This window comes from Paracoccus sp. DMF (assembly GCF_004407025.1).
GTDB lineage: Bacteria > Pseudomonadota > Alphaproteobacteria > Rhodobacterales > Rhodobacteraceae > Paracoccus > Paracoccus aminovorans_B.
The window spans coordinates 1-724 of record NZ_SOKV02000180.1 but is presented as its reverse complement, the minus strand read 5'-3'; the positions used below and the strand labels follow the sequence as shown (position 1 = coordinate 724).

The 724-nt window shown below is 71.7% G+C and carries 1 pseudogene; it reads left to right on the top strand.

Annotated features, from left to right (window positions below):
* Positions 1 to 724: pseudogene (locus tag E3D03_RS21085) on the top strand (phage tail tape measure protein); the annotation flags it as partial.

Here is a 724-nt window from a genome sequence, read left to right as displayed (position 1 = left end):
GGACAGCGATGCGCTGGAAGCCCTGCGCCGCACGCAGCTGGCGCTGGGCACCGTATCGCTGGTCTTCGACGGGTTGCGCAACCGCATCGCCGTCGCCGTGGCCCCGACCATCGAGGCGCTCGCCAATGCCTTCGTTGCGCTGGCCTCGGACGGCGGCATCCTGCGCTCGGCCATCGACGGGCTGATCGGCAATCTCGGGCGTCTCGCCTCTTATGCCGCGACTTTCGCCGCCGTCATGGCCGGGCGCTGGGTGGCGGGCTTGGCCGCCGCCGCCCTCTCCGTACGCGGGCTCGCAACGGCGCTCGTGTTCCTGCGCGGTGCCCTCATCCGCACCGGCATCGGGGCGTTGATCGTCGGCGCGGGCGAGCTGGTCTACCAGTTCTCGCAGCTTGTCACCCGTGTCGGCGGCGTGGGCGAGGCCTTCCGCCTGCTCGGCGATCTGGCCCGCGAGGTCTGGTCCCGTATCGGGCTGTCGCTGGACGCTGCCCTCGCGCGGATGGCGGCCGGGTGGGAGGGGCTGAAGGCGGCCGGTCTCTCGGCCCTCGAGGGCACCATCGCAGGCGTCGTCAGCTTCGGCGACCGGACGGCCGCGATCTTCCAAGGGGCCTATGATGCGGCCGTGGCGATCTGGGGCAGCCTGCCCGGTGCCATCGGCGATTTCGCCTTCCAGGCCGCAAACGGGCTGATCTCGGGCGTCGAGGCGATGCTGAACGGCGTCGTCACG